The organism is Mycobacterium sp. IDUB_37, assembly GCF_055419245.1.
The window spans coordinates 535,489-554,923 of sequence record NZ_JBVAXG010000004.1 but is presented as its reverse complement, the minus strand read 5'-3'; the positions used below and the strand labels follow the sequence as shown (position 1 = coordinate 554,923).

The 19,435-nt window shown below is 65.5% G+C and carries 21 protein-coding genes; 13 read left to right on the top strand and 8 right to left on the bottom strand.

What is annotated here, in order from left to right; translation table 11 throughout:
• The first annotated feature begins 10 nt into the window (after positions 1–10).
• Genes ACZY1I_RS16865 through ACZY1I_RS16855 form a run of 3 tightly spaced genes read left to right on the top strand, consistent with a single transcriptional unit; the run spans position 11 to position 2,703 of the window.
• Positions 11–955: an alpha/beta fold hydrolase gene (locus ACZY1I_RS16865; RefSeq protein ID WP_463755759.1), complete on the top strand. Its 945-nt coding sequence runs from the start codon at positions 11–13 to the stop codon at positions 953–955.
• Positions 956–974: 19 nt separating this feature from the next.
• Positions 975–1,520, top strand: coding sequence for a TetR/AcrR family transcriptional regulator (locus ACZY1I_RS16860; RefSeq protein WP_463755570.1), 546 nt, complete (start codon positions 975–977; stop codon positions 1,518–1,520).
• Between the two features lie 25 nt (positions 1,521–1,545).
• Positions 1,546–2,703, top strand: coding sequence for an acyl-CoA dehydrogenase family protein (locus ACZY1I_RS16855; protein ID WP_463755569.1), 1,158 nt, complete (start codon positions 1,546–1,548; stop codon positions 2,701–2,703).
• On the opposite strand, the gene ACZY1I_RS16850 is transcribed toward ACZY1I_RS16855, so the two are convergent.
• Genes ACZY1I_RS16850 through ACZY1I_RS16840 form a run of 3 tightly spaced genes read right to left on the bottom strand, consistent with a single transcriptional unit; the run spans position 2,700 to position 4,325 of the window.
• Complete coding sequence (locus tag ACZY1I_RS16850) at positions 2,700–3,428, bottom strand: mycothiol-dependent nitroreductase Rv2466c family protein (protein ID WP_463755568.1); 729 nt, start codon at positions 3,426–3,428, stop codon at positions 2,700–2,702. The two genes, ACZY1I_RS16855 and ACZY1I_RS16850, sit on opposite strands and share 4 nt — an antisense overlap.
• 13 nt (positions 3,429–3,441) lie before the next feature.
• Positions 3,442–3,942 (bottom strand): hypothetical protein, encoded by a 501-nt coding sequence (locus ACZY1I_RS16845; protein ID WP_463755567.1) that lies wholly within the window; start codon positions 3,940–3,942, stop codon positions 3,442–3,444.
• On the bottom strand, positions 3,909–4,325 hold the full coding sequence (locus ACZY1I_RS16840) for a protease inhibitor I42 family protein (RefSeq protein ID WP_463755566.1): 417 nt from the start codon (positions 4,323–4,325) through the stop codon (positions 3,909–3,911). Before ACZY1I_RS16840 ends, ACZY1I_RS16845 begins: the two co-directional genes overlap by 34 nt.
• 36 nt (positions 4,326–4,361) lie before the next feature.
• On the opposite strand from ACZY1I_RS16840, the gene ACZY1I_RS16835 reads away from it, so the two are divergent.
• The 6 genes from ACZY1I_RS16835 to budA all read left to right on the top strand — a co-directional run bounded on the left by ACZY1I_RS16835 (position 4,362) and on the right by budA (position 11,787).
• Positions 4,362–5,477: a DUF5685 family protein gene (locus ACZY1I_RS16835; RefSeq protein ID WP_463755565.1), complete on the top strand. Its 1,116-nt coding sequence runs from the start codon at positions 4,362–4,364 to the stop codon at positions 5,475–5,477.
• Between the two features lie 91 nt (positions 5,478–5,568).
• A complete protein-coding gene (locus ACZY1I_RS16830) occupies positions 5,569–7,161 on the top strand; it encodes a Na+/H+ antiporter (protein ID WP_463755564.1) in 1,593 nt (530 codons plus the stop codon).
• A 54-nt stretch (positions 7,162–7,215) separates the two neighbouring features.
• The gene (locus ACZY1I_RS16825; RefSeq protein ID WP_463755563.1) at positions 7,216–7,851 is read left to right on the top strand and encodes a TetR/AcrR family transcriptional regulator; all 636 of its coding nucleotides are present in this window, start codon (positions 7,216–7,218) and stop codon (positions 7,849–7,851) included.
• Positions 7,844–9,352, top strand: coding sequence for an FAD-dependent monooxygenase (locus ACZY1I_RS16820; protein WP_463755562.1), 1,509 nt, complete (start codon positions 7,844–7,846; stop codon positions 9,350–9,352). The genes ACZY1I_RS16825 and ACZY1I_RS16820 overlap by 8 nt, the downstream gene beginning before the upstream one ends.
• 10 nt (positions 9,353–9,362) lie before the next feature.
• Positions 9,363–11,027: an acetolactate synthase AlsS gene (gene alsS / locus ACZY1I_RS16815; RefSeq protein WP_463755561.1), complete on the top strand. Its 1,665-nt coding sequence runs from the start codon at positions 9,363–9,365 to the stop codon at positions 11,025–11,027.
• Positions 11,020–11,787: an acetolactate decarboxylase gene (gene budA, locus ACZY1I_RS16810; RefSeq protein WP_463755560.1), complete on the top strand. Its 768-nt coding sequence runs from the start codon at positions 11,020–11,022 to the stop codon at positions 11,785–11,787. Before alsS ends, budA begins: the two co-directional genes overlap by 8 nt.
• On the opposite strand, the gene ACZY1I_RS16805 is transcribed toward budA, so the two are convergent.
• The gene (locus ACZY1I_RS16805; protein ID WP_463755559.1) at positions 11,784–13,034 is read right to left on the bottom strand and encodes a cytochrome P450; all 1,251 of its coding nucleotides are present in this window, start codon (positions 13,032–13,034) and stop codon (positions 11,784–11,786) included. The two genes, budA and ACZY1I_RS16805, sit on opposite strands and share 4 nt — an antisense overlap.
• Positions 13,031–13,579: a TetR/AcrR family transcriptional regulator gene (locus ACZY1I_RS16800; protein WP_463755558.1), complete on the bottom strand. Its 549-nt coding sequence runs from the start codon at positions 13,577–13,579 to the stop codon at positions 13,031–13,033. Before ACZY1I_RS16800 ends, ACZY1I_RS16805 begins: the two co-directional genes overlap by 4 nt.
• A 46-nt stretch (positions 13,580–13,625) precedes the next feature.
• Between ACZY1I_RS16800 and ACZY1I_RS16795 the strand changes: the two genes are divergently transcribed.
• Positions 13,626–14,492, top strand: coding sequence for an LLM class F420-dependent oxidoreductase (locus tag ACZY1I_RS16795; RefSeq protein ID WP_463755557.1), 867 nt, complete (start codon positions 13,626–13,628; stop codon positions 14,490–14,492).
• Complete coding sequence (locus ACZY1I_RS16790; RefSeq protein WP_463755556.1) at positions 14,489–15,211, top strand: hypothetical protein; 723 nt, start codon at positions 14,489–14,491, stop codon at positions 15,209–15,211. The genes ACZY1I_RS16795 and ACZY1I_RS16790 overlap by 4 nt, the downstream gene beginning before the upstream one ends.
• On the opposite strand, the gene ACZY1I_RS16785 is transcribed toward ACZY1I_RS16790, so the two are convergent.
• Together ACZY1I_RS16785 and ACZY1I_RS16780 are read right to left on the bottom strand one after the other, a co-directional pair.
• Entirely contained in the window at positions 15,208–15,534 is a 327-nt protein-coding gene (locus ACZY1I_RS16785) for a DUF4190 domain-containing protein (RefSeq protein ID WP_463755555.1), read from the bottom strand. The genes ACZY1I_RS16790 and ACZY1I_RS16785 overlap by 4 nt on opposite strands.
• Positions 15,524–15,952 carry a hypothetical protein gene (locus ACZY1I_RS16780; protein ID WP_463755554.1) on the bottom strand — a complete coding sequence of 143 codons (429 nt, stop codon included), beginning with the start codon at positions 15,950–15,952 and terminating at the stop codon, positions 15,524–15,526. Before ACZY1I_RS16780 ends, ACZY1I_RS16785 begins: the two co-directional genes overlap by 11 nt.
• 98 nt (positions 15,953–16,050) lie before the next feature.
• Between ACZY1I_RS16780 and ACZY1I_RS16775 the strand changes: the two genes are divergently transcribed.
• Entirely contained in the window at positions 16,051–16,896 is an 846-nt protein-coding gene (locus ACZY1I_RS16775; RefSeq protein ID WP_463755553.1) for a sulfurtransferase, read from the top strand.
• 22 nt (positions 16,897–16,918) lie between these two features.
• On the opposite strand, the gene ACZY1I_RS16770 is transcribed toward ACZY1I_RS16775, so the two are convergent.
• Positions 16,919–17,830 (bottom strand): 5'-methylthioadenosine/S-adenosylhomocysteine nucleosidase family protein, encoded by a 912-nt coding sequence (locus tag ACZY1I_RS16770; protein WP_463755758.1) that lies wholly within the window; start codon positions 17,828–17,830, stop codon positions 16,919–16,921.
• Between the two features lie 230 nt (positions 17,831–18,060).
• On the opposite strand from ACZY1I_RS16770, the gene ACZY1I_RS16765 reads away from it, so the two are divergent.
• On the top strand, positions 18,061–19,413 hold the full coding sequence (locus ACZY1I_RS16765) for a DUF1214 domain-containing protein (RefSeq protein ID WP_463755552.1): 1,353 nt from the start codon (positions 18,061–18,063) through the stop codon (positions 19,411–19,413).
• Positions 19,414–19,435: the final 22 nt, after the last annotated feature.

Genomic DNA, 19,435 nt, shown 5'->3' with positions numbered 1-19,435 from the left:
ACGGGAGCCGATGAGACTGCGTAATTACTTCCAGCATCCCTTCCAGGTGCCTCCCGTCGCAAAGCCGCGGGCAGAAGGCGTGTTGCGCCTGCCCGATGGTCGCCGTGTCGGACACGCCGAGTTCGGCGATCCCGCAGGCGAAGTGCTGCTGTGGTTCCACAGCACTGTCGGCGCCCGCCGTCAGTTCCCGCTGGTTGGTCGGCGCGCCGCCGAAAAGCTCGGCCTGCACGTTGTCGTCGTGGAGCGGCCAGGCGGGGGTTTGTCCGACTCCCACCCGTATGCCGCAATCGTGGACTGGGCAACCGATGCCGCACACGTTGCGGACTCGCTAGGCGCCGAACGATTTGCCGTTGCCGGCCTATCCGGTGGCGGGCCGTATGCCCTGGCCTGCGCAGCGGCGCCGGAGTTGTCCAGCCGGGTCGCGGCCGTGGCAGTGCTGGACGGGGTCGTTCCCTCCAGCGGGCCGGACGCGGTTACCACCGGCTTCGGCGACTTTGCCCGACGCGCCGCTCCGGTTCTCACACAGTTGCGCCGGCCGCTAGGAGCACTGATCAGCGGCGTCTTGTTCCCCCTGATTCCCTTCGCCCACTACGTGTATCTCGCGTATGCCGCCGCATTGCCCGAGGGGGACCAACGGGTGTTGGCCGAGTCCGAAGCCGAAGCGATGTTCGTCGATGACGTGATCTTCATGGTCAAAGGCGGCAGCAGGGCCCCGATCGACGATCTTCGATTATTCGGCCGGGACTGGGGATTTCGATTGTCCGATGTCCAGGTGCCGGTTCGCTGGTGGCACGGCGAAATGGACCACCTAATGCCAGTCGCCGCCGTCGAGACGACGGTTTCTCGGTTGCCGCAAGGGGATCTCATCGTGCGACCGGGCGACACTCACCTCGGCGGGTTCGCAAGAATCGTCGATGTTCTCGAATACATGCGCTCAAGGCTGGAGTCGGACTGACCCGATAGGCTCCCGTTGCATGGCGAGCAATGGCCGTCTGACGGTGGACGACTGGGTGCAGGCAGGCTATGCCATCGTGGCCGACGAAGGGCTCAACGCGCTCAAGCTCGACCGGCTGTGCACCAGGCTCGGCGTGACAAAGGGCAGCTTCTACTGGCATTTCGCCGACATGACCGCCTACCGCAAAGCCTTGGTCGAGTCGTGGGCGCAGCTCAAGGACGACGACCGCCGCGACATCGAACAGATGCGTGACATCGATGCGCGAGAACGCTTGTCCCAGATGATGGCGTCGCTGGTCCGACCCCGCCAGTGGTCACTCGAGCGCGCCATGCGCGAATGGGCGCGCTCCGACGAAACCGTCGCCGCCGCGGTGCGCTCAGCCGACCGCCGCATCCTCAATGCCGTCCGACAAACGTTCCGCGACTACGGGTTTGACGCCGACGAGGCTGACCTACGGGCCAACGCAACCTTCGCCGCGGGTGTCGGCCTGCTCCATCTCGCCGGCCCGTCACCCAAGCGATGGGCGCATCACGAAAAATTTCTCGACTTCATGCTTCGCCCCTGACCATACCAAAAGGTATGGTGGAGCTATGACCGCCATTGCAGCCGGTGTCACCGAGGATCTCGTCGACCGCATCAAGAAGCGCGCCAGCGATGCCGAGGAGCTTCGCCACCTCCCCGCCGATACCGTCAGCGAACTGCGGGAATCGGGATTGTTCGACCTGTTGAAGCCCGCTCGATACGGCGGCCAGCAGGCTGATTTCCAGGCCATCCTGGACCCCGTCCGACGCCTTGCGCACGGTTGCACCTCGACCGCCTGGACCGCCGGATTCTTCACGCTGCACAACTGGATGCTGGCGCTGTGCGGCGAACAGGCCCAGGAAGACGGTTTCGCCAGCCGACCGTTCCTTGCTTCCGCCCCATTGGCCCCGACCGGACGCGGCACGCCGACCGCCGGGGGCGTCAGGCTGTCCGGGCGCTGGTCCTGGGCGACCGGCGTGATGGAAGGCAACTGGACCATCGTCGGAGCATTGTGCGGGCCGGACGACGGGATCTATCCCGCGCTCGCCCTGGTGCCTGCCGACGACATCGAGATCGTCGACGTCTGGCAGACCGACGGCATGCGCGGCACCGGATCCAACGACATTGTCATCACCGACGTCTTCGTTCCTGAGCACCGACTGGTCAAGGTCACCGACATCTACGGTGGCACCGCGCCGGGGGCGCTGTTGCACGACGCGGATCTGTACCGCTGGCCGATGGTGCCGGCGCTCGCGTTCCTGGCGTCGATGCCGGCCCTGGGGACGGCCGAGCGGGTCGTCGAGTTGTTCACGGAACGACTGTCTGAGCGGGTGATTGCTTACGAGGGCAGCAAGCAGAAGGACAAACCCGCGGCCCAGGCGCGCCTCGGCGAAGCCCGGATTCGGCTGCGCGCCTTGCACGGACTGCTCGCCGACTCCGTCGGACGGATCGAAACCATCCTGGCCGCCGGCGACCGAGTCCCGCGCGCCGTGCGCGCCGACTGCCGATTGGCGGCCGCGCACATCGTCAAGGAATCACGCGACGTCATCGGCAACCTGCTCGAAGCGTCCGGCGCCAGCGCCCACTTTCTGAACAACCCACTTCAACGCGCCAAGCGCGACGTCGATGTGCTCAGTGGGCACGTGATCTTCGACTACGACACCAGCCGAGAATTGTCCGGCGCCTTGGCAGTTGGGCTTAAGGTGTCACCGCTCGCCATGGTCTAGTCCTGATGGCGGCGACCCGCTGCGCCCGGCTCCGCCGCGCTTGCGATCGCCGCGTCAAGGTCCACCACTTCCCCACGATTGATGCTCACCCAATCCCGCCCATCCAAGTACGGCCGCAAACTCCGGCCAATGAGCTCCGCATCAGCCGCCGACTTCGGCCGCTGCAGCTCATATACATGCGGCAATTCGGCCATGCTGACCACCACATTCCAGAGTTTCACAGCGTCCTCGCCAGAAGGCGGATTCACCAACACCGGCCCGAACAAGCACTGCCCGTCGAGAAACAGTGTCGGAACACCGAATCCACCGGCATCGACCACCCGCTGATGCTCGGCGCGCACCTCATCGTGAGTGGTCGAATCGGCAAGTGCCGCATCGAGAATCGCCTCATCTGCGCCAATGGAGACCAGCAGCCGCCGCGCCACGGACGGATCGTGCGGCTTGCCGCCCAGGGTATGCAGCTCGTGGCCGATCGCGGCATACCAGCGGTCCAGCAACGACATGTCCGTCCGCCGCAGCAGCGCACCAATCCGCATTAACGACCAGCCATACGACCAATCCCGTTCCCACGGATGCTTTTTGCCCTCGACGCGGTTGATCTCCTCCAAGCTGAAGAACCGCCAGTTCACCACAATGCCCAGTTGCTCACGCACGGAACGAATCCAGACCGAAGTCTGGTAGGCGAACGGGCACATCGGATCGAAGTGAAAATCCAATTCCTTCATGCCGGATTCCTCTCTACACGCGGGGGCGCACCCCGACGGCCCGATAGACGAACATTGGCTCGAGCCGGTACTTGACGGAAGTGGCGGGTAACTGTTCCAGCACATCATCTGGGATGTAGCGCTTGTAGTTCAGTTTCATGGTGCCGCTGAACGCGTGATCGACTCTGCGCAAATCGATTTCGATCGCCAAGCCGTGGCTGCTGATGGTCGCGACAGCAGGACCGGGTTCGGTGTCCCACGGGCAGTCGATGGCCCGCAGATTCGGGCTGGCACCGGTGGGAAAGGTTGCCACGATTCGCGAAGCGCTGAATGCGAACATGCCGCGGTAACGGGCAACGCCCGCAGCTGAATACACCCCGGGAACGTGCCCACTGAAACTGCGGCTCACCCCGACCCGGGCGGCCAGGAAGATGACGCCCTCCGCGTCGAGTTGCTCACGCAACTCAGCGGGCACATTCGAAAATCGGGGGAACCGCAGCACTATTGCACCGTAACGTTCGCGGTGAACGTCCACTTGGGCACGGTGGGGTCTCCTCCGACGCTGGCGTAGATCGCCTCGATCGTGGTCTTGCCGGCCTTCTCCGCCGTGAACTTCCACACCTCGCTGCCGGGCCCGCCGATCCGGCCGGCGTCTCCGCGGTAGTAGTCGTGACTGGTCTGCTTGAGCAGCGCGCCATCGCCGATCTTCGGGTCGGGAGTCCAACGGTAGGGCGTGCTGTGGTTCGACCCGAGCGACAGTTCCAGTGTCTGTCCGACCGCGAGCGTCACGTCTCTGGTGGTCGCCCGCTGGCTCGTCACCTCATCCAGGGAGAGCTCGATGGTCTTGGTTGGCTTGCTCGGGCTCGGACACCCGACGACCAGCAACAGCACTGCCACGAGGACAGGGACGAGTTTCATGCGTGCATTTTGCGCTCCGTCCGGTAATTTCGACACGTGTTTGGCATCATTCGGCCCTGTCGCCACCGCCTCGGCGGCGAACTCACCGCAGCCTGGCGAGCCCAGTTGTGCGGCCTCTGCTTGGCGTTACGCGACGACTACGGTCAAGCGGCGCGCATTGCAACCAACTACGACGGCTTGATCGTCTCGTTGTTGGTCGAAGCCCAGTCGGAAGCGAAGCCGACGCGGCGCAACGCCGGGCCGTGCCCACTGCGCGGCATGAAGCGCGCTGACGTGGCGACCGGCGAATGCGTGAAACTGGCCGCGGTGGTGTCGCTGGCACTGGCCGCCGCCAAGGTCCGCGACCACGTCGACGACCGGGACGGCCTGGTGGGCGTCGCCGCGGTGCGACCCGCTGCGCGGCGCATCGCCGAACGTTGGGTGCGCCGCGGCACCGACGGCGGCCACTCGCTGGGTTTCGACACCAGCGTGCTGGTAGCCGCCATGGACCGTCAGACCGCACTCGAAGCATCGGCGGGGCCGGGCAGTTCCCTGCTCGAGGTGACCGAACCCACCGAGACCGCGGTCGCCGCCGCCTTTGCGCACACCGCCGTGCTGGCCGGCCGACCGGCCAATGCGGCACCGTTGCGTGAGATCGGCCTACTGTTCGGACGGCTCGCGCATCTACTCGACGCGGTCGAGGACTACCACTCCGACGTAGCACACGGGAAGTGGAATCCGTTGGCCGCCACCGAAACACCGGCCGCCGAGGTGCGCGCCCTGTGCGACGACGCGGTGCTCGGCATCGAGTTGGCATTGGCCGACGTGGACTTCACCGACGGCCGCCTGCCTCGACGCTTGCTGACCAAGGAACTGCGCCGCTCCGTCTCCCGGACCTTCGGAAGCGGCCCCACCGCCAACTACCCGAACGATCCTTACGGCACGCCGCACGGCCAGCAAGAGGGCATCAACTTCGGCAACCAGCCCTTCAGCAACTACCCCAACGACATTCCGCCGGGTCAGCTTCCCCCCGACCCGCAGCGCAAGCAATCGTGCTGGGACACCTGCACCGACGCGTGCTGCTGCGAGTGCGAGTGCGACTGTTGCTGCGAGAGCTGTGGCGAAGGCTGCGGAAGTTGCTGCGAATGCGGAGACTGCTGCGACTGCGGCTGACACGCAACCCCGGAGTGACCGGCAACCAGATCATCCCGCCGATACTCAATCCATTTCTGCCGTAGCTGCGCTCGTAGGCAAAGATGGGCAAGTGTTCGCGCTCATCGTCATCGTCTCGCTCGTCACCACCGTGGTCCTGGGGACTCTGCTGGGTCGGCGCTATCGCGTCGGCCCGCCGGTGTTGCTCATCTTTCTCGGCGCGCTGCTTGGCCTGATCCCCGCGTTCGGCGGCATCCATATCCACGGCGAGCTCGTCCTGCTGCTGTTCCTTCCGGCGATCCTCTACTGGGAGAGCTTGAACACCAGTTTCCGGGAGATGAAGGCGAACCTGCGGGTCATCGTGATGACGAGCATCGGGCTGGTGATCGCCACTGCATTCGCGGTATCTGCGACGGCGCGCGCCTTGGGCATGGAATCCCATGCGGCGGCGGTGCTGGGCGCCGTGCTGTCCCCCACCGACGCCGCCGCAGTGGCCGGTCTGGCGAAGAAATTGCCCCGCCGCGCGCTGACCGTGCTGCGCGGCGAGAGCCTCATCAACGACGGCACCGCGCTGGTGCTGTTCGGCGTCACCGTCTCCGTCGCCGTCGGCGGCAGCGAGGTCGGACCGCTCGCACTCACCTTCCGGTTCGTCTACTCCTACCTCGGTGGCATCACCGCCGGCCTGCTGATCGGTGGGATCGTAACTTTAATCCGTCGACGGGTCGACGCTCCACTCGAGGAGGGCGCACTCAGCCTGCTGACGCCGTTCGCGGCGTTCCTGCTTGCTGAGGAGTTCGAGTGCAGTGGCGTGGTCGCCGTGCTGGTGTCCGCTCTGGTGATCACCTACGTCAGCCCACGGGTGATCCGCGCTCGATCGCGTCTGCAGTCATTTGCCTTCTGGGACATCACCACGTTCCTGCTCAACGGCTCACTGTGGGTGTTCGTCGGGGTCCAACTCCCCGGCGCGCTGCACGGAATCGCCGACATCGACGGAGGAATTCGGCACGCCGTGTATCTGGCGCTGGCCGTCACCGGGGCCACCATCGTGACCCGGTTCCTTTGGGTGGAACTCACCACCGTCCTGGGTCGGGTCACCGACAAACTGACCCGCCGTGAGCCCAAATATGTGGACTTCCGTCAGCGCACCGTCACCAGTTGGGCCGGATTCCGCGGCGCGGTATCGCTCGCCGCGGCGCTGGCCGTCCCGCTGGAAACCCATAGCGGCGGCCCGTTCCCGGACCGCAGCCTGACCATCTTCGTCGTCTCCGTCGTGATCCTGATAACCGTCATCGTGCAGGGCAGCACGCTGCCCACCATCGTTCGCTGGGCCCGGTTGCCCGAAGACGTCGCACGCGCCGACGAATTGCAACTGGCCCGCACCCGCGGCGCCGCTGCGGCCCTCGAGGCGCTACCGGAGATCGCCAAAGACGTCGGCGTCAGCCCACGAATATTGGCCCGCCTGCAGAGGGAATACGAGGAACACGCACTGCTCGTCGAAGCCAGCGCCGACGAAGCGATAGGCAGCAAGGTGACCGAGAAGAGTGATCAGATCCGGGAGGTACGCCTGCGGGTGCTGGACCGCAAACGCGACGCCATCACCACGCTGCGCAATCAGCGCCTGATCGACGACATCGTGCTGCGCGAGGTGCAGGAGATCATGGACCTCGAAGAGGTGCGACTGCAGGGGCCGATCGACCTGGAGTAATTGCCCGTCGGGCAATTTTGCCCACTGTGCACTTTTCGCGCTACGCTGGTCATCGTGACCAACCCGGGACTGCGTGAACGCAAGAAGGCCGACACCCGGCGCGCGCTCAGTGATGCCGCATTGCAGCTGGCGCTTCAGCGCGGTCTGGACAACGTCACTCGCGAAGACATCGCCAACGTGGCGGGGGTGTCCCTACGCACGTTCACCAACTACTTCAACGGGAAATACGAGGCGCTGGCCTACCGGCAGGCCGAACGCATGCGGCGCAGCGTCGCCGAACTGCGACAGCGCCCCGCCGACGAACCACTGTGGACCGCGATCACACACGCGGTGCTCAAACCCTTGGAAGAAGATTTCGCCGACGCTCGTGGTGACGAGGCGCATGTACCCAGCCGCCAGGAACTCGTCGAGATCCGAAAGCTGTTGATGAGTCCGCAGATTCGTAATGCGGTCTCCAACGACCTGTTCGGCGAATGGCTCGAGGTGATCGCCCAGCGCACCGGCACCGATCCCGAACACGACCTGTACCCGCGGCTGGTGCTCGCGGTGGTGCGCGCCGTCGGCGACGCCGCGGCCGATGCCTACGTGGCCGCCGATCCGCCGGTCGCGATCACGACATTGATCCGAGAAGGGTTGACCGCCGTCGCCGCCGGTCTGCCGGTACCCGCGAAGGAGGGGTCACATGACTGACGAACATGCACAGATAGTCATCTCGGGCGCTGGACCCAACGGGCTGATGCTGGCCTGCGAACTGGCCCTGACCGGCATTCGACCCGTGGTGCTCGACGTGCTGCCCGGGCCAAGCCTGGAGCCGAAGGCCAATGGGCTTGTTGGACAGGTCATTCGGATTCTCGACCAACGCGGTCTGTACCAGACCTTCAGCGGTGACGACGGCCCACCGAAGCCGTCGCCGGGCTGGATGTTCGCCGCGATGCCACTGAGCTTCGGCGACCTCGACAACAACCCGATGTACGCGCTGCGCATCCCGCAACCACGGCTCGTCCGGTTGCTGGAGAAGCGGGCCCGTGACCTCGGCGTGGATCTGCGCTGGGGACACGAATTCAGCGCACTGAGCGCGACGCCGGAATCCGTTGCGCTGACGGTCCGCTCACCCGAAGGCGAATACCGTCTCGACGCTGACTACCTCGTCGGCGCCGACGGTGGGCACAGCCCGGTACGCAAAGCAATGGGCATCGCCTTCCCCGGAAGCACCTCGAACACCGTGGGCCGCCTCGCCCACGTGCACATTCCCGACGAGTTTCGGGACGGCTACGGCGGCATCGACATCCCGGGGTACGGCCGACTGCACGGCGGCCACACCCGGGTGGACCGCGGCGGACTGATGTACGCCGAGTTCGAACCCGGCAGAGCGCTATTCGGCAGCTTTGAGGCCGGACCTCCTGTCGAGGACACGCCGATGAGCCTTGACGAACTGCGCGACAGCGCACGCCGGGTGCTCGGTGTCGACGTCCCGATTGAAGAGCCCAAAGGCGATGGGCCGCATGCTCTTCGGCGGATCAACGGCTGGAACACCCGGCATGCCGAACGCTACCGCGACGGCCGGGTGCTGCTGCTTGGCGACGCCGCACACGTGCACAGCGCCATGGGCGGTCCGGGGCTGAACCTGGGCCTGCAGGACACGGTCAACCTCGGCTGGAAGCTCGCCGCCGAAATCAACGGGTGGGCGCCGCCGGGCCTGCTCGACAGCTACGAATCCGAGCGGTATCCGGTCGGCCAGCGCGTCATGATGCACTCGATGGCGCAAACCGCGCTGATGGCGCCGGGCCCGGAGGTCGGCGCACTGCGCACGCTGTTCGGTGAGTTGTTCAGCATGCCGAGGGTGTCGCAGCACATGGCCGAACTGCTGGCCGGCTCCGATACCGGCTACGACGTCGGCGACGACCACCCGCTGTCCGGTTGGCTGGTGCCCGACCTGACCCTGGACGACGGACGACGGGTCGCCGAACTCCTGCACGACGGGCATCCGGTCCTGCTCGACTTCGACGACGGCACCGCCGCCGATGCCGCTCGCGGTTGGGCCCATCGGGTCGACATCGTCCGCGCCAGCTTGGCCGACCCGCCCGCCCCCGCGATACTGATTCGGCCGGACGGCTATGTCGCGTGGGCGGCAGGCACCGTGTCCGGACTGCATGCCGCGCTCGAGCGCTGGTTCGGCCCAGAAAACGGGTAGCGTCCCACGGGTGACTCCGGTTCGCAGCGCGCAGAAGATCGTCGACGTCCTGAAGGCACAAGGTGTTCCGTACGTCTTCGGTGTACCGGGCGCCAAGATCGACGCGGTCTATGACGCACTGGTCGACGGTGGCCCCGAATTGGTCGTTTGCCGGCACGAACAGAATGCCGCGTTCATGGCAGCGGCGATCGGTCGCCTGACCGGCATCCCGGGCGTGGTGCTGGTGACGTCCGGTCCCGGCACCACCAACCTGGCCACCGGCCTGCTGACCGCCAACACCGAACAAGATCCGGTGGTGGCGCTGTGCGGCGCGGTCCAGCGCGAGGACCGACTGAAGCGGACCCACCAATCGATGGACGCCGCGGCGGTGCTGCGGACGGTCACCAAGTTCACTGGCGAGATCAACGATCCGGACAACGCCGCCGAGGCCACCGTCGCCGCATTCCGCGCCGCCGTCACCGAACCGCGCGGCGCCGCCGCCGTCGTACTGCCTGCCGATGTGCTGGCGGCACCCACCAGCGCGAGCATCACCGCCCGGTTGCCGCTCCCACCGCTGGCAGCTGCACCCATCGAATCCATCACGCAGGCAACCGAATTGATCCGTACCGCGAAAAGGCCGGCATTGCTCGTCGGCATCCGCGGCGCCGACCTGGATACCACCGCGGCATTGCGAACGTTGGTGGCCGCGACGGGATTGCCGGTCGTGGAGACCTTCCAAGCTGCCGGCGTCATCTCCCGCGAACTGGAAGACAACTTCCTGGGCCGAGTCGGCCTGTTCCGCAACCAACCGGGTGACGTGATCGTCGAGCACGCGGACGTGGTGATCACCGTCGGTTACGACGCAGTGGAATACGACCCGGTGCTGTGGAACAACGACGTCGCGCGCACCATCATCCACATCGATTCCGTGGCTGCCGATGTCGACATCCACTACCAGCCGTCAATCGAACTGCGCGGCGACATCGCGGGCACCCTCACTGCTTCAACCGAAGCCCTGGCCGGCCTGACCCTGACCGACACCTATCAGACCCAGATCGCCGTGCAGCGGGAAGCGTTGGCGGACATCGATATCGCCGCACGCGACCACACCCCGGACGGCCCCGGCCTCGACCCGGTCGCCGTCGTGCTGCGCCTGCGCGAGGAACTCGACGACACCGCAACCATCACCTGCGATGTCGGCTCGGTCTACATCTACATGGCCCGCCACTTCCGGGTATACGAGCCGCGGCGACTGCTGTTCTCCAACGGGCAACAAACCTTGGGCGTCGCGCTGCCCTGGGCGATGGCGGCCTGCCTAGTGCGACCCGGCACGCCCGTCGTCTCCGTTTCCGGCGACGGCGGATTCCTGTTCTCCGCCCAAGAATTGGAAACCGCCACCCGACTCGGATTGACGTTCACCCACATCATCTTTCGCGACAACAGCTACGACATGGTCGGCTTTCAGGAGGAGATGAAGTACGGCCGCAGGTCCGGTGTGCAACTCGGCGACTACGACGTGGTCTCCTACGCCGCGGCTTTCGGTGCCCACGGCTACCGGGTGAGCACCCTCGACGAATTCAGCGCCACCCTGCGCCATGCCCTGGCCGAAGACGGCCCCTCATTGATCGACGTGACCGTGGACTACAGCCGCAACATCGACCTGGCCGCCCACCTACACGAGGATTCCTTTGAGTAAGAATGACTTTCGTCGGTGGGCCACCGCGCTGCTGACCCACCACAGCGCCGAGGTGTACCAGTTCTCCACCATCAGCGCGTTACTCGACGGCGTCTACGACGGTGACGCCACGATCGCCGACATCCTGAAGCACGGCGACTTCGGGCTGGGCACCTTCAATCACCTCGACGGCGAGATGGTCATCCTCGACGGCGTCTGCTATCGACTCCGCGCCGACGGAACCGCAAACCGCGCAGCACTTACCGACCGGACCCCGTTCGCGGCGATCACCAGATTCCACCGCGACTTCGACATCCCGATCAAGGCCCGCACCACTCGCGCCGACGTCGTCGCCGCCATCGACCAGCGGATCGCCAGCGCCAACCTGATCTATGCGATCCGCCTCAACGGGCACTTCGCCGAACTGCGCACCCGCACCGTGACGGAACAGTCAAAGCCCTACCCGCCCTTGACCCAGGCCACCGAGGGTCAGGCCGAGACCCGATTCGCCGATGTCGCCGGAACGCTGGTCGGGTTCCGTACCCCCGACTTCGAACAGGGCATCTCGGTGGCCGGCTACCACCTGCATTTCCTCAACGAGGACCGCACCGCGGGCGGTCATGTGCTGGACTTCACCGTCGAGCGTGGCGATATCGCCGTGAGCGGCGCCTCCCAGCTACATCTGAGCCTGCCCACCTCCGGGGACTTTCTCGGCGCCCGCCTGCACAGCGACGACATCAGCGAGCAGATCGCCAAAGCCGAAGGACCGCAGGGGAACTAGCCGGTACTACACGGAAGTCGTTTGATCCCATGGAAGAACGACGACCGCAGCCGGTCGGGCGGCCCGGTAACGGTCAGGCCCGGCACATTGGCGTACAGCTCTTCCAGCATCACCCTCAGCTCTAGCCGCGCCAGCTGAGCACCCAGACAGAAGTGCACTCCCCCGCCTCCGAACGCGGCGTGGCCGGCGTCGGTGCGGGTGACGTCGAGTTGGTCGGCGTTGTCGAACACCTCCTCATCCCGGTTGGCGGACAGGTAGTGCATCAACACCCAGTCGCCTGCCGGAATGTGTTGCCCGCGGATCTCCACTTCTTTGGTGACAGTGCGGCGGAAGTGCATGACCGGGGTGGCCCAGCGCAAGAGTTCTTCGACGGCGGGCTTGACGGCGTCGCGGTCGCGGGCCAACAGGGCCTGCTGATCCGGATTATCTGAGAGCGCCAAGATGCCGTGGCTGAGCGTGTTTCGGGTGGTCTCGTTGCCGGCGATCGCCAGCAGTAGGAAGAATTCGTTCAGTTGGTCCCGGTTGAGTTTCTCGCCGTCGACCTCGGCGGCCAGCAGCGCTGACAGGATGTCGTCGGTGAGGCCGTGTTTGCGCCGATGCCGCACCAATTCGTTGCAGTAGGAGAACATTTCCGCGGCGGCCTGGCCGAGCGCTTCAGGGGTCGGGGAATAGTCAGGATCCTCGATGCCGAGGGTTCCGATCGCGTTGCTCCAGCGGAACACCTCCATTCGGTCTTCGGCGGGCACCCCGAGGACGTCGGCGATCACCTGTAGTGACATCTCCGCGGAAATGTCTGGCACCGCGTCGAATTCGCCCTTCTCAGTAATGTCGGCGACGATGTTGCGGGCGACCTGACGCATGTGCGGTTCCAGCCGCAGCACGTTGCGGGCGGTGAAGCCCTGGTTGATCAGCTTGCGGTAGTGCACGTGTCGCGGCGGGTCGATGCCTGGGAGCATCGCCGACGTCGGGCCCGCCTCCACCTCGACCAGGGTGTTGCCCCTGTTACTGCTGTAGGTGTCGGTGTCGCGGCTGACCATTCGGACGTCGGCATGCTTAGTCAGTAACCATGCCCTGGGCAGGCCAGACATCTGCACCGGGTGCACAGGGTTGTCGGCCCGCAGCCTGGCCAACGCGTCGAAAGGCGTTCCGGCGACGAAGGTGTCGGGATCCAGCACCGCTGCCGCGTCGCGGTCGGCAGGAGTCTCCTGGTTCTCGACGGTCAGCGACCCCAGCTTCGGGACAGTCATGAATCCTCCTTGGATGCCTTGATGCCGGCGATGATCACGTCCAGGCCGGCCCGAAATCGCTTGATCGACTGACGCTTACCGCGCGACTCTTCCAACCCCACCGAGCCGAGCAAGTAGGTGTAGAGCACCGTATGAGCGGCCGCAGCAACGGGTTTCGCGACGCCGGCTTCGGCCAGCAAGGACCGGCTGAGCCTGTCCAGCCGGCGCGCCGGTTCACCGCCGCCGGTGGCCTGCAGAATTCCGACGACGCCGGGCACGTCGAGCATCACCTCGCGCGCCGCGCAGTACAGCTCGGCGATCCGGACGTCCCAGGGCCCGGCGTCGGGAACCGGGATGCCGGCCAGCACCGACTCGGCAAGCAGATCGAGGGCGGCTTGCTTGCCCGGGACGTGGTAGTACACCGAGGGCACCGCGGCGCCGAGTTCGGCGGCCAACTCACGCATCGTCACCTGCTGCACACCGACCCGCCGCGCCAGCGTGTGCAGGGAGGCCACCACCCGGGCGCGGTCCAATTCACCGTAGGGACGCCGCACCGCAGAGGTCATTCGAACCTCGTTCGGATTAATTCGAGCACTGTTAGAATCTAGCGCCATGGGCGCCCCAGCCGCAAAGCTATCGATAGCCTCTCCCGTGGTGACCGCCGTTCCGGGCATGAACGAGGCCTGGGAAGACAGCGCCTCGATCGAGGAATTGGCGCAGGTTGCCGAGGCCGCGGACCGACTCGGATATCACCACCTGACCGCCAGCGAACACATCGCGCTTCCCGCCGGCGAGGCGCCGCGTCGCGGAGCGCGTTACTGGGATCCGTTGGCCACGCTCGGGTTCCTGGCCGCCCGCACCCGAAGAATCAGGTTGGCCACCAACGTGCTGGTGCTCCCCTATCACCACCCGCTGGAGATCGCCAAGCGCTACGGCACCCTGGATGTGGTCAGCAATGGCCGGTTGATTCTCGGTGTCGGGGTCGGGTCGCTGCAGGAAGAGTTCTCACTCATCGGCGCCCCGTTTGAGGACCGCGGACCGCGCGGCGACGATGCGCTGCGGGCGCTTCGCGCCTCGCTGTCGGTGTCCGAACCGTCGTATCACGGCGAGTTCTACTCGTTCGGGGGCATGATCGTCGACCCGTGCGCCGTGCAAGACCACGTGCCCCTTTGGATCGGTGGCCGAACTCAACGCTCGTTGCGTCGCGCCGTCACGCTGGCGGACGGTTGGACACCGTTCGGCGTGACGCTTCAGCAAGCCCGGGACTGGTTGGGGCGCTTTGCGATTCCGGTGGGCTTTGAGGTGGTCCTGGGGCCGTCGGCGCGGATGGATCCGATCAATGCACCGGACCGGACCCGCGAACTGATCGCCGAAGCCGTCGCGCATGGGGCCACCATCGTCAGCGCCAACTTCCGGCACGCCTCATTGCAGCACTACCTGGAGAATCTGGAAGCACTCGCAGAATTGAATGCGTCGTGAACCGAGTCAAGGCAGGCGTTTTCAGTCTCACCGGCGCGGCACCGGCCGATGATGATTACCTGAAGTGGCACCTGCTCGACCACATGCCCGAGCAGTATCAGCTGCCGGGCATTGTGTACGGACTGCGCTGGATCGCCGACGGCGACTATCCGTCGCATCGCCTGGCGTCACACGGACCGCTCGGCGACATCGGCAATGTCGTGCACTATCTGATCGGCGATCCGGTTCAGCAGACCCTCGACGACTTCGTCGCGCTCGGTCGAACGCTGCGCGAGAACGGCCGGATGTCCGCCATGCGGCCGTTGCTGCAGATCTCCGGTCTTCGCCTGCTGCAATGGCATTCGGCTCCACAGGCGCTGGTGTCGGCCGAGGTGGTGCCGTTCCGGCCGCACCGGGGCGTGCTGCTGATCGTGGAGAAGCCCACCGCAGACCGACCGGATCAGTGGCTGGAATGGCTGCACGCGGAGCACTGTCCGGCGCTGCTGTCGGTGCCCGGCGTCGCGGGCGCCTGGACATTTGGCTCACCGTGGTCACCGGCGCCGCGCGGTTGGGGCAGTGACCCGCACTACGTCACCGTTGTCTATCTCGACGACGACCCGTTGACCACGACCGCCGCGCTGGCGCCAGTCGTCGAAGAACGCTGGGCCTCGAAAACCGTGCGGCCCGCGTTCGCCGGTCCGCTGCGGAGCATGATCAGCTGGGACGCCTGGCCCCACTAGTGGATGGTGCGTAGGACCTGGTTGACGTGGGTTACTTCCTTGGTCACCGCCACAGCTATGACTACTGCTAAGACGATGACCACAATCGCCAGAATGGTGAACGTATAGCTGATGATCAAGGCAGCGAGCGCCAATCCTTGCCCACCTTCACCGCGGCTTCGGATCTGCGAACGTGCTAGGTGGCCGAGAACGATCCCCAGTGGAGGCAATATCCACGCGGAGACGAATGCGCCGATGGCCACAGCATTCGTGGACTGCGCAGGGCTGTACGGCGTCGGCGCGCCGCCCCACTGCTGACCGTACGGCGGTTGGTTAAAAGTCACTGGAAGCCCACATTCCCTGGGGATACGGCGGAACACGACCGGCGAAGACGCCGTCGGTGAATGTACATAGCGTGTCGGAAATGGTTCCCGCATTGGCCAACACACTTGGCTGACCGCCCGGGATGACCCGGATGACGGCGGCCTGCCATGAGTAACCGACCCCGCCGTGCTCGTACCAAAGGAACCAATCATTGTCGTGGTTGCCCGCCCGAATCAACCGCCGAAACGGCAGGTTTGGGTCGTTGACCGAATCGGTCTTGTTAAACGGCGCACCGATATCGGCGATCGGCGGCAGCAGTTTGACGACTTCCGGCGGCAGCTGGGACACGCTCTGCACCTCGTGAACCGGCGTCGTCAGCGCACACGCCGTGTTCGGCACCGCCTCGGCCGGAATCGCGGTTGCCAGGCTGAACGCCATGGCACCCACGATCCAGCACGCGGGGCGAAGCGGTCGCGGAAACATCAGTAGAGGATGCGTGCAGACGATGACCAGGTCAAGTGGCTAGGGTTGCACCGGTGAGTACTCGTAACGACGTGCTGATCACCGCCGCCGAGTTGGCGCGGCTCATCGAGGCCGGCGAAGCGGTCACCATCTTGGATGTTCGCTGGAAGCTCGACGCCCCGGACGGGCGCGCCGCGTACCTGGACGGACATATCCCCGGCGCGGTGTACGTGTCGCTGGACGACGAGCTCAGCGACCACGGCGTCTCGGGGCGGGGCCGCCATCCGCTGCCGTCGGGCAGCGATGTGCAGGCCGCCGCGCGGCGCTGGGGCGTCCAACAGGACGGGTTGGTCGTGGCGTACGACGACTTCAATCGGATGGGATCCGGGCGGGCCTGGTGGGTTTTGAAAGCCGCGGGGCTCGCGAATGTGCGAATCCTGGACGGTGGACTGTCCGCTTGGCGCGGCAGCTTGGAGTCCGGCCCGGTTGACCCGCAGCCCGGGAATGTGACTGTGCTGCACGAAGATTTGTACGCCGGCGGTCTACCGACGTTGACAGCCGAACAGGCCGGCGGCGGGAGCCTGCCACTGTTCGATGCGCGCGCACCCGAACGCTACCGAGGCGACAACGAACCCGTCGATGCCGCCGCAGGCCACATCCCCGGCGCCAAGAACCTGCCGTTCGCGAAGCTGTTGACCCCCGACGGGGCATTCGCGCCCGATGCGGAGTTGGCACGGCCGCTCTCTGACCGCGGCATCGAACGGGGCATGCCCATCGGGGCGTATTGCGGGTCTGGCGTCAGCGCCACCGTGATCGTCGCCGCATTCGCTGCCGCGGGGCATGAGACGGCGCTCTATCCCGGATCGTGGTCGGAGTGGAGTTCAGACTCAACGCGGCCGGTAGCGCGCGGTGAAGACTAACGCGACTGTCTAGCAACCCTTTTCACGGTCCGGCCCAGTTCTGCATGAATGCCTCGACCACTCGGGCGGCGTTCTCGGCGGCGATCTGCTTGTAGAAGAAGAACTGAAATGGAAACCCCGGCAGACCATAGGGATCACCGGGCCCGTCCGACATCCCGCGGATTCCCAGGAACGGCACGCCGTGTGCGTTGGCGACCGCCTGCGCGGCGGCCGTCTCCTGATCCACGGCGTCGAAGGCCGGGTTATCGCCCGTCTGGATGTTCAGGTTGGCCAACAACCCCTTGGTCAGGAACGGCCCGATGGCATGGAAGAAGTTGCCGGTGTACAGCAACGACCGTCCAGGTGGGGTGCAGGGCTGGCAGCCGAAGACATCGCCCCCGTTGGGCACGCACGGGAAGGCCGTGCCGCCATTGGAGTCGTGGCTATAGCCATCGCCGCCAACCCACAATTGCGGTTGGCGCTTCAAGTCGACCAACTTGACGGTGGGAAGGTGGCTACACAGGCAGAGCGGATTGCCGAGGTTGTTGACGCTACTGAGATTCACGCTCAGCGTCGCGGCCGCCGCCAGCATGCCGGGATCGACCGGATTAAAGGTGGCACCATTATTAAGGCTCCACCGCGCGGGCACCGAGACATCGCCGATAGCGGTGCGGCCGGCACCACCGGCAACTCCCGAAAACACCACGGCCCCAACGGCTGTGCCCGACGAACAGGTGAAACGATTCAGCGCGGCCTCAGTCACCCGTGACGCGTTGACCAGGCCGATACCGGTCATCGCCACTAGGACCTTCTTGCCCGCGATCGATCCGCGGTAGTAGTACTGCCGGTCATAGACGCCAACGGGATTCGGCTCCAGCAGGGTGTGCGCCAGTACGGCGTCGGCCTCGGCCGGAAATGCGGTCAACACCAATGTCCGCTGTTCGCAGGTGGACATCGTCACGTCAGCAATGCTCCCTGGGTCTGCGGCGGCCAAGCCACCTCCCAAACATAGTGCGACGACTACGACGAGCGCAGCGCGGAACCGTTTGAACACGATCCCCCAATCTCGCCTGGTCTCGACGCCTGATTTTCGCCCGATACTGGGAATGGGTGGATATTCGTTATGGTTCTTTTTGTTTAGTGATTGCATGTCGTGACGCAAAAGCGATGCGAGGGGAGCAAACCTTGGCCCACGCAGCACAACAGGCCTACGACGGCGCCGATCTGACGCGGGCCATCACCGCGTATAAATTCTTCTATCCCACCGTCTCCGGCGCCGCGATCATCAAAGGCAGCGAAGCCGTCGGATTGGTGCCGAACAAGGTATTCGGAGTTCTCGACGGCGGGCCGGAACAGTTGATCTTCACGGCCAATTCCGACACTCCATACGGGCCGATGTTGCTGGATCTGAGCGTCGGCCCGCTCGTTGTCGAACTCGAACCCGGCCCCCTGATCGTCGCGTCGATGGACATCAACCAACGGTGGGTCGCGGATATGGGATTGCCGGGGCCCGACGCCGGAAACGGCGGCAAGCACCTGCTGCTCGGCCCCGACCACACCGGCGAGATCCCTGACACGGGTTACTACGTGCACCGGGCGAGTAGCAATCGGCAGATCGTCGGGGCCCGCTCACTGCCGGTGGCCGGTGACGTCGGCGCGGCCAAGCAACGCCTCACCACGATCAAGGTGTACCCGCTCGACCCGGACACCGAGTGGGCCGAGCCGCAGTGGCTCGACCTGACCGGAACGGCTCAAGACACCACTCCGGTGCGCTGGGAGAACAACCTCGAATTTTGGCGGGTGCTGCACGAAACCATCGACGCCGAACCTGTTTTCGCCGGATACCGCGTCCAGTACGGCGAACTCGCCGCACTGGGCATCGAGAAAGGCAAACCGTTCGAACCCGACGACCGAATGGCGCGCATCCTCGACGCGGCCGCGCAGGCCGGCAACAGACATCTGCGGGCACAGTCGTTCGCCGACCGCCGTCCGGACCGCCAGGTATGGGAGGACCGGCACTGGGAGTGGGCCGCTCTGCGCTACGAGGACGGCGACTTCAATGCGGCCACCCATGTCGACCTTGAGGCCCGGGAGAAATGGTTCTATCAGGCGATCGCGGCATCGCCGGCCATGTTCCGCCGCGACCCCCGCGCCGGCTCGCTGTATTGGCTGGGATTGCGGGACAACAACGGTAGGCCACTCAATGGGAGTCGGCACTACCGCCTGAGGGTGCCAATTCCGGTGCCCGGCAAGCTGTTCTGGTCGGTCACCGTCTACGACATCGGAACCCGGTCACAAATCCGCGCCGAGCAGAACAAGGCCGCCCTGCGCTCGTTGTTCGAGCTGACTGACCTCAGCAGCGACCACACCGAGCTGTTCTTCGGGCCAACTCAGCCGGACAATTCTGCCGACCGCTGGATTCAGACCATCCCCGGCAAGTCGTGGTTCGTCTATTTCCGCATCTACGGTCCGCAGCAGGACGCCTTCGATGGGACTTGGCGCCCGGGAGATTTCGAAGCAGTCACCACTGCTCCGTAATGCCGCCGGGTCCGGGCGGGGA